Source organism: Cupriavidus sp. 01L46 (assembly GCF_056399905.1).
Map to the genome: position 1 here is coordinate 36,559 of NZ_JBFTSF010000059.1, position 8,290 is coordinate 44,848.

Sequence of the window (8,290 nt, forward strand, 5' to 3'; positions counted from 1 at the left end):
CGCGCGATGGAAGATCGTCGCCGCATCCTGAAAGCCCTTGCCGCCTGTGCCATGCCTGGCGTGGCTGGCACGGCGCTGGCTGCGCCCGCGTCCGCCCAGCCCTGGCCGGTAAAGCCGGTCCGCATGATGGTGCCGTTCCCGGCCGGGTCCTCGCCCGACCTGATCGCGCGCCTGCTGACCGAGAAGCTGGCCGCGGCGCTCGGACAAGCGGTCGTGGTGGAGAACCGCCCGGGCGCGGGCGGCAATATCGGTACCGGCATGGTGGCCAGGGCCGCTCCGGACGGCTATACCTTGCTGCTCACGATCAATGGGCCGCTGGTCACCGCGCCCACCTTGTMGCGCCATCTCGGCTACGACCCGGTGCGCCAGCTCGCCCCCGTGTCGCTGGTGGCAACTTCGCCCAATGTGCTGGTGGTGGATGCCCGCCTGCCGGTGCATGACGTGCGGGAGTTCGTGGCCCTCGCCCGTTCCCGGCCGGGTGTGCTGAACTACGGGTCGGTCGGCAACGGCAGCGCTGCCCACCTGGCCATGGAGCAGCTCAAGGCGGCCGCCGGCATCGACCTGCAGCACATCCCTTATCCGGGGTTTGCGCAGATCACCACCGCCATGGTCGGCGGTCAGGTGCAGGCCGGTTTCATGGTGCCGGCCATCGCCATGCCGTTGGTGACCGCTGGCAAGCTGCGCATCATCGCGGTCACCACCAGCGGGCGCACCAGCCTGCTGCCCGCGGTGCCAACCGTGGCGGAATCCGGCTATCCCGGCTTCGAGGCGATTTCATGGCAAGCGGTGCTGGCCCCGGCGGGCACGCCCGCGCCGGTGATCGACCGGCTCTATCGCGAGCTGGTGGCCATCATCGGCAGCGAGGACGTGCGCGCCAAGATGCGCGCCCAGTATTTCGTGCCGGCCGGCACCGCGCCGCAATCGCTGCGCCAGACCATGGCGAGCGAGAAGGTGCGCTGGGACAAGGTGATCCGCGTGGCGGGGGTGCAGCCGGAATAAGAAAGTGCGCCAGCGGCGGCCTCAGGCCCCGCCGGCAAAGCCGTTCTGGCGCCAGGCTTCGAACACCACGACCGCGACGGTATTGGAGAGGTTGAGGCTGCGGTTGTCCGGCCGCATGGGCAGCCGGATGCGCTGCGCGGTGGGAAACCATTCGCGCCGCTCCGGCGCCAGCCCGCGCGTTTCCGAGCCGAACACAAACCAGTCCCCGGGCTGGAAGCTGACCTGGCCGAAGGGCGTCGAGCCATKGGTGGTCAGCGCGAACATGCGGGCCGGGTCGGGCCGCTCGCTTTCCATCAGCGCGTCCCAGTTCTCGTGCACGCGCATGCTGGCGTACTCGTGATAATCCAGGCCGGCGCGGCGCATGCGCGCGTCTTCCAGCGGAAAGCCGAGCGGCTTGACAAGGTGCAGGCGCGCACCGGTGTTGGCGCACAGCCGTATCACATTGCCGGTGTTCGGCGGGATCTCGGGTTCGACCAGGACGACATTGAACATGTGGAGGGGCGGGCCAGGGGCGCCGCAGCCGTGAAACGCTGGGCAGCTTACCCTGCCGGGGGCCGGCTGTCACGCCGGGCCCATGGGCTGCGCTACGGCGTGCGCAAGGCGACCACCAGCGTCACGCGCGCCGCGCCGCTGGCTTTCAGGAGCCGCGCCGCTTCGCCCAAGGTGGCGCCGCTGGTCATCACATCGTCGACCAGGCCGATATGCTGGCCCGCAACGTCATGGCCGGACCCGAGGCCGAAGGCATCCTGCAGGTTGGCCTGCCGCGCGGGCAGGTCCAGCGTGGCTTGGGCCGGTGTATCGCGCAGCCTCGCCAGGAGCGTCGGCGCGGCGCGCACGCCCAGCCGGCGTGCCAGGGGCCGGGMGATTTCCCAGGACTGGTTGAAGCCGCGCTCTGCAAGGCGCTGCGCGGACAGCGGGATCGGCGCCAGCACATCGGGCAGGGCCAGGCCGGGCCTGCCGGACTCGTCGGCATGCCAGCGGCGTGCCAGCTCGCCCGCAAGCCAGTCCGCCAGCGGCAGCACGCCGCCGAACTTCAAGGCCAGCACCAAGCCGTCTTGCGGGCTGGCGTAGTCACCCAGCACCAGCGCGTCGTCGAACGGCGGCGGCTCGTAGCGGCACTGGGCACAGAGCGAGGCTACGCCTGGCCTGGCGGTGCGCCCTAGCGGCAGGGCGCAGCAGCGGCAACGCGGCAGCGGCGTCAGCAACTCTTGCGCGCAACCTGCGCAGACGGTTTCGTCCTGCACCGTGCCGCAAAGTGCGCAGGCCGCTGGCAGGAGCGTGCGCAGCAAGCGCCGCGCATGGTGGCGCAGGACGCCTTCGCCCGGGCGCGCCAGGCGGTACGGCACGGGGGGCGCGGGGGGCGCGGGGGCAGCTGCCGCATGGGGCACGTCGGAGCCGTCGGCGGCAGGCCTGGCGGTGGGCGCGTATACTTGCGATCCTGTTGCGGCGCCCGCTGGCGCGCGCACCGCATGCCCGGCCGCCGCCTCGCGCCGGCCGTCATCCTCATTCTTTGTTCCTTGCTGCCTGGTTTGACCGTGTCCCTGCATGACGCCGACTCCCCCGATGCCTATTTGCCGCCCACGCGGCTGACCCGCCTCGCCTTCGACCGGCGCAGCGCCGGATTCAGCCAACTGGACTTCCTGCTGGGCGAGATCGGCCAGCGCATGCAGGAGCGCATGCAGATGATCCGGCTGGCGCCGGCGCGCGCGCTCGATATCGGCTGCGGCCACGGGCGCGGCCTGGCCGCGCTGCGCGCCCAGTACCCGGATGCGCAGATCGCCGGGATGGATATTTCCGGCGCCATGCTGCACGAGGCCGCCCAGCGCGATCCCCAGCGCCAGGCCGGGTGGCTGGGGCGCCTGCTTGGCAAGCGCCCGACCTTTGACCTGGTACAGGGCGATCTTGCCACATTGCCCTTCGCCCCGGCCAGCTTCGACCTGTTGTGGTCCAACCTGGCGCTGCACTGGCACCCCGAGCCGCACCGGGTCTTCCCGGAGTGGCACCGGGTCACCCGCGACGAAGGCCTGGTCCTGTTCTCGCTGTTCGGGCCCGACACGCTGGCGCAATTGCGCGCCGCCTTTGCCGAAGTCGATGGCGACACCCACACGCTGCGCTTTGTCGACATGCACGATATCGGGGACATGCTGGTGCACAGCGGCTGGTCCACGCCCGTGATGGACATGGAGACCCTGACGATCACCTATGAGTCGCCGCGGACCCTGCTGCGCGAAGTGCAGGCCTTCGGCGGGCTGCGCCTGCCGGCTGGCGCGAGCCGGGGAGGGCTGCGTGGGCGCCGCTGGCATGCAGCGCTGCTGGCCGCGCTGGAGCGCCAGCGCAATGCCGAGGGGCTGATCCCGCTCACGTTCGAGATCGTCTACGGCCATGCCTGGAAGCTGGCGCCGCGCGGCAAGCAGGCTGTCGATGAGCTCGGCCACGCCGTGGTTCCGCTCGACAAGATCGGGCGCGCGCGGCAGCGCAAGTAACGTCCGCGGCGCTGCTGCACGCATCGGCGGCGCAGTCAAGCGGCCGATGGCGAGCACCGTACTGATGCACAAAAACTTGTCGCGCGCTAGCCCCTTGGTCAAGTAGCGGCCTTGTCCGAGTAGGCGAAGCGCCCTATAATGCGCCAGTTTGTCGCAGTGGTCTCCCTGGCACAATTTGCCCGAAATCGCACTTCAATGGTGCGTCCCAGGCGCAATCGTCCAGGCGTGCATCCAGCGCAGAGTAGTTGGCGATGCAAGGTTGGCGATGCAAGACTTGGGTATCGCACTCCAGACGGCGCAAGGCAAATCCGGCGGCAGTTCCGACGGATTTGGCCCGCCGGACAAAGACTGGCTGATGAAGCGGAATTGTTCGCTGTCTCCGCGCCAGGTTGGCTGGTTTTACCTCTCCATCGTCAGTGTTTCGCTCGCCATCGCTTTGTTCTTCGCGTGGCGAGGGTCATGGCTCGTGCTTCCGTTTGCCGGGCTGGAACTGCTGGGGCTGGGCATTGCCCTGCTGGTGCACGGGCGGCATGCGTCGGACTATGAGCGCGTCAGCCTCGTCGACGGCAGGCTGGTAGTGGTTTCGGTCAGTGCAGGGCAGCTGACACGGCATGAATTCAACCCGCTATGGGTGCGGGTTGAACCGGGTGAATCATTACGGGCGCTGGTGTTGCTGCGCTCGGGCAAGAGCGCTGTGCGGGTGGGGTGTTTTCTGGACCCGTACAAGCGGCGAAAGTTCGCGCAGGAGCTCGCATCGGCTTTGCGCTGCCTCTGAGAGGCGGCGGGGGCCGGCGAGTCACAGATTTGAATCTGTAAATTGGGTAGATAACAAATGAAAATGTGGAAGAAGGCATCCGCAGCGTGTCTGGTGGGGGCGTCCCTGCTCACCAGCCATGCAGCCCTGGCAGTGGAAGACATGCCAGGTGGCCCCGCCGTGCGACAGCTCAATCTGACCGAGCCGGTCACCAAGATCGCCGAGCAGATTCACTGGCTGAACTGGATGATGCTGATCATGTGCACCGTGATCTTCATCGGCGTGTTCGCGGTGATGTTCTACTCCGTGTTCACGCACCGCAAGTCCAAGGGCGCGAAGTCAGCCTCCTTCCACGAAAGCATCACCGTCGAGGTGATCTGGACCATCATCCCCTTCCTGATCGTCATCGGCATGGCCCTGCCCGCCACCAAGACGGTCGTGGCGATGAAGGACACCACCAACGCCGACATCACCATCAAGGCCACTGGCTACCAGTGGAAGTGGGGCTACGACTACCTGAAGGGCGACGGCGAGGGGATTTCCTTCGTGTCCACCCTGACCACCCCGCGCGAGCAGATCAACAACGAGGCCCCCAAGTCGAACACCTACCTGATGGAGGTGGACAACGAGATGGTGGTGCCCGTGAACAAGAAGGTCCGCATGGTGCTGACGGCCAATGACGTCATCCATGCCTGGATGATCCCGGCCTTCGGCGTCAAGCAGGATGCCATCCCCGGCTTCGTGCGCGACACCTGGTTCAAGGCCGAGAAGGTTGGCGTGTACCGTGGCCAGTGCGCCGAGCTGTGCGGCAAGGAACACGCCTTCATGCCGATCGTCGTGCGCGTCGTCTCCGACGCCGACTACGCCAAGTGGGTCGACGGCAAGAAGAAGGAGCTCGCCGCCAAGGCGGACGATCCCAACAAGACCTGGACCCTGGACGAGCTCAAGGCCCGTGGCGAGAAGGTCTACACCGCCAACTGCGCGGTCTGCCACCAGCCTAACGGCAAGGGCGGCGGCGCCTTCCCGGCTCTCGACGGCTCCAAGATCGTCAACGGCCCGGATGCCGGCCAGATGCATATCCTGCTGGAAGGCAAGGGTGCCATGCCGGTGTGGAAGCACCTCTCCGATACCGAGCTCGCTGCCGTCATGACCTACACCCGCAACAACTGGGGTAACAAGACGGGTGAAGTGATTCAACCGAGCGATTTCGTGAATGCGCGTGCCGGCAAGTTCCGCGAAGGCGGCGGCGCACCTGGCGCGAGCGGCGACGCCGCGCCCAAGACGGAAGACAAGCCCGCTGCCAAGCAGGCCAGCGCCGCGGGCGACCKCGCCGCAGGTTGAACAGGATTTCAGGAGTTTTCGCGATGAGTACTGCTACCCCGGACGCGCTCGCCCACCCGCACGACCACGCGCATGACGATCACCACGATCAACCGCATGGCTGGCGCCGTTGGCTGTTTGCCACCAACCACAAGGACATCGGTACGCTGTACCTGCTGTTCTCGTTCACCATGCTGCTGTCTGGCGGCGCGCTGGCACTGCTGATCCGTCTCGAGCTGTTCGAGCCGGGCTTGCAGTTCTTCCGCCCGGAACTGTTCAACCAGTTCACCACCATGCACGGCCTGATCATGGTGTTCGGCGCGATCATGCCGGCCTTCGTCGGCTTCGCCAACTGGATGATCCCGCTGCAGATCGGCGCATCCGACATGGCGTTCGCGCGGATGAACAACTTCAGCTTCTGGCTGATGCCCCCGGCAGCGCTGCTGCTGGTGCTGTCGTTCTTCGCACCGGGTGGCGCCACCGCCGCCGGCTGGACCCTGTACGCGCCGCTGTCKGTGCAGATGGGCCCCGGCATGGACATGGCGATTTTCGCCATGCACATCATGGGCGCGTCGTCGATCATGGGCTCGATCAACATCATCGTCACGGTGCTCAATATGCGCGCACCCGGCATGACGCTGATGAAGATGCCGATGTTCTGCTGGACCTGGCTGATCACCGCCTACCTGCTGATCGCCGTGATGCCGGTGCTGGCTGGCGCCATCACCATGGTGCTGACCGACCGTCACTTCGGCACGAGCTTCTTCTCGGCTGCCGGCGGCGGCGACCCGGTGATGTACCAGCACATCTTCTGGTTCTTCGGCCACCCCGAGGTCTACATCATGATCTTGCCGGCGTTCGGGATCGTCTCGCACGTCGTGCCGACCTTCGCCCGCAAGCGCCTGTTCGGCTATAGCTCGATGGTCTACGCGACCGCTTCGATCGCCATCCTGTCGTTCATCGTGTGGGCTCACCACATGTTCACGACCGGCATGCCCGTGACCGGCCAGCTGTTCTTCATGTACGCCACCATGCTGATCGCGGTGCCGACGGCTGTGAAGATCTTCAACTGGATCGCTACCATGTGGCGCGGCTCGATGACCTTCGAGACCCCGATGCTGTTCGCGATCGGCTTCATCTTCGTGTTCACCATCGGTGGCTTCACCGGCCTGATGCCGGCGGTAGCCCCGATCGACATCCAGCTGCAGGACACCTACTTCATCGTTGCCCACTTCCACTATGTGCTGGTGGCGGGCTCGCTGTTCGCGATGTTCTCGGGCTTCTACTACTGGGGTCCGAAGTGGAGCGGTTTCATGTACAACGAAACCCGCGGCCAGATCCACTTCTGGGGCTCGATGATTTTCTTCAACGTCACCTTCTTCCCGATGCACTTCCTGGGTCTGGCCGGCATGCCGCGTCGCTATGCCGACTACCCGACCCAGTTCGCGGATTTCAACGCGATTGCATCGATCGGTGCACTGGGCTTTGGCCTGATGCAGGTGTATTTCTTCTTCTTCGTGGTGCTGCCGTCCTACCGTGGCGGCAAGGCAGCCGGGGACAAGCCTTGGGATGGCGCCGAGGGCCTGGAATGGACCGTGCCGTCGCCGGCCCCGTTCCACACCTTTGAAGTGCCGCCGCAAGTCAAGTAAGCCACAGTCAGGTAAGCCGCAATAGGCACGGAAGGATGGGCAGTGCCCGTCCTTCCGCGCCACGCAAGCAAGGTGTTATGCAGGATCCAAACAAAAGTCCATCGCAGGCAGACCGCAAGGCCTCCAATCGTCGTCTCGGCCTGATCCTTTTCTCGATCGTGATGGTTTTCTTTTTGGGTTTCTTCGCCAAGATGATCTTTCTCGGCTGAAGCTGCAGGGTATTGAGATGAGCGCGAACCAGCAGTCAAGCAATGCCACCGACAAGAAGTTCAACCGCGGGATGATGCTGCGGCTGTTGGTGGTGGTGGCGTTGATGTTCTCGTTTGGCTATGCGCTGGTGCCGCTGTACAAGAAGATCTGCGAGATCACCGGCCTGAACGTGGTGACCACGCGGGACCTGTACGGTGGCCAGGTCAAGAACACGCAGGTGGACAAAACCCRTACGATCACGGTCGAGTTCGACTCCAACGCGCGCGGGCCCTTTGCCTTCCGTCCGGTCAAGAGCAGCATGGAAGTGCACCCGGGCGAGATGACCACCATCGTCTACGAAGTGGCGAACGGCCAGGCACGCGATATCTCGGCGCAGGCCATCCCGAGCTACCTGCCCAAGCTGGCCACGCAGTATTTCAAGAAGATCGAGTGTTTCTGCTTCAAGGAGCAGACGCTCAAGGCGAAGGAAGCACGCGAGATGCCGGTGGTGTTCGTGATCGATCCGGACCTGCCGAAAGACGTGAAGAACATTACGCTGTCCTATACCTTCTTCGAGATCAGGACGCCGGTGGCGCAAGCGCCGCAAGGTCCCCTCGACGCGCAGCCAGCAGGCGCGGGCAAGGGCATTTGAGTTTGCAGGCGAGGCGGGTTGCAGGGGAAAAGCCGTGGATGAGATGAAGGACGCGGTCAAGCGCAAGCTGTCATTTGTGCAGACGCTGCGCGCGGTGTTCTGGTCGTTTATCGGCCTGCGCAAGGGCAGCGAGCATGAGCGTGACATGGCACAGCTCAACCCGGTCCATGTGATCATTGCCGGCCTGATCGGGGTAGCCATCCTGATCGCGGTGCTGATCACGGTCGTGCGTGTGGTGGTAGGG

Annotated in this window: 10 protein-coding genes; 8 read left to right on the forward strand and 2 right to left on the reverse strand. The window is 65.5% G+C overall.

Features of this window, described 5'->3' with window-relative positions:
* Window positions 1-6: 6 nt before the first annotated feature.
* Window positions 7-999, forward strand: coding sequence for a Bug family tripartite tricarboxylate transporter substrate binding protein (locus AC1DS3_RS13025; RefSeq protein WP_477127312.1), 993 nt, complete (start codon window positions 7-9; stop codon window positions 997-999).
* Window positions 1,000-1,020: 21 nt separating this feature from the next.
* On the opposite strand, the gene trmL is transcribed toward AC1DS3_RS13025, so the two are convergent.
* Together trmL and AC1DS3_RS13035 are read right to left on the reverse strand one after the other, a co-directional pair.
* The gene (trmL, locus tag AC1DS3_RS13030) at window positions 1,021-1,491 is read right to left on the reverse strand and encodes a tRNA (uridine(34)/cytosine(34)/5-carboxymethylaminomethyluridine(34)-2'-O)-methyltransferase TrmL (RefSeq protein ID WP_477127313.1); all 471 of its coding nucleotides are present in this window, start codon (window positions 1,489-1,491) and stop codon (window positions 1,021-1,023) included.
* A gap of 92 nt (window positions 1,492-1,583) precedes the next feature.
* Window positions 1,584-2,333 carry a phosphoribosyltransferase family protein gene (locus tag AC1DS3_RS13035; protein WP_477127317.1) on the reverse strand — a complete coding sequence of 250 codons (750 nt, stop codon included), beginning with the start codon at window positions 2,331-2,333 and terminating at the stop codon, window positions 1,584-1,586.
* Window positions 2,334-2,534: 201 nt separating this feature from the next.
* Here AC1DS3_RS13035 and AC1DS3_RS13040 point away from each other — a divergent pair, with 201 nt between their 5' ends.
* The 7 genes from AC1DS3_RS13040 to AC1DS3_RS13070 form a co-directional block, all read left to right on the forward strand.
* The gene (locus AC1DS3_RS13040) at window positions 2,535-3,482 is read left to right on the forward strand and encodes a methyltransferase domain-containing protein (protein ID WP_441632268.1); all 948 of its coding nucleotides are present in this window, start codon (window positions 2,535-2,537) and stop codon (window positions 3,480-3,482) included.
* 265 nt (window positions 3,483-3,747) lie between these two features.
* Entirely contained in the window at window positions 3,748-4,257 is a 510-nt protein-coding gene (locus AC1DS3_RS13045) for a DUF2244 domain-containing protein (RefSeq protein ID WP_253929796.1), read from the forward strand.
* A 57-nt stretch (window positions 4,258-4,314) separates the two neighbouring features.
* Window positions 4,315-5,577 (forward strand): cytochrome c oxidase subunit II, encoded by a 1,263-nt coding sequence (gene coxB / locus AC1DS3_RS13050; protein WP_477127314.1) that lies wholly within the window; start codon window positions 4,315-4,317, stop codon window positions 5,575-5,577.
* 23 nt (window positions 5,578-5,600) lie between these two features.
* Window positions 5,601-7,205: a cytochrome c oxidase subunit I gene (gene ctaD / locus AC1DS3_RS13055; RefSeq protein ID WP_006159471.1), complete on the forward strand. Its 1,605-nt coding sequence runs from the start codon at window positions 5,601-5,603 to the stop codon at window positions 7,203-7,205.
* Between the two features lie 77 nt (window positions 7,206-7,282).
* Window positions 7,283-7,414, forward strand: a complete 132-nt coding sequence (locus tag AC1DS3_RS13060; RefSeq protein ID WP_006159470.1) for a cytochrome oxidase small assembly protein — start codon at window positions 7,283-7,285, stop codon at window positions 7,412-7,414.
* A 17-nt stretch (window positions 7,415-7,431) separates the two neighbouring features.
* Window positions 7,432-8,046, forward strand: a complete 615-nt coding sequence (locus tag AC1DS3_RS13065) for a cytochrome c oxidase assembly protein (protein ID WP_477127315.1) — start codon at window positions 7,432-7,434, stop codon at window positions 8,044-8,046.
* Window positions 8,047-8,080: 34 nt separating this feature from the next.
* The coding region (locus AC1DS3_RS13070) for a DUF2970 domain-containing protein (RefSeq protein ID WP_441632274.1) at window positions 8,081-8,290 on the forward strand (210 nt) is incomplete at its 3' end.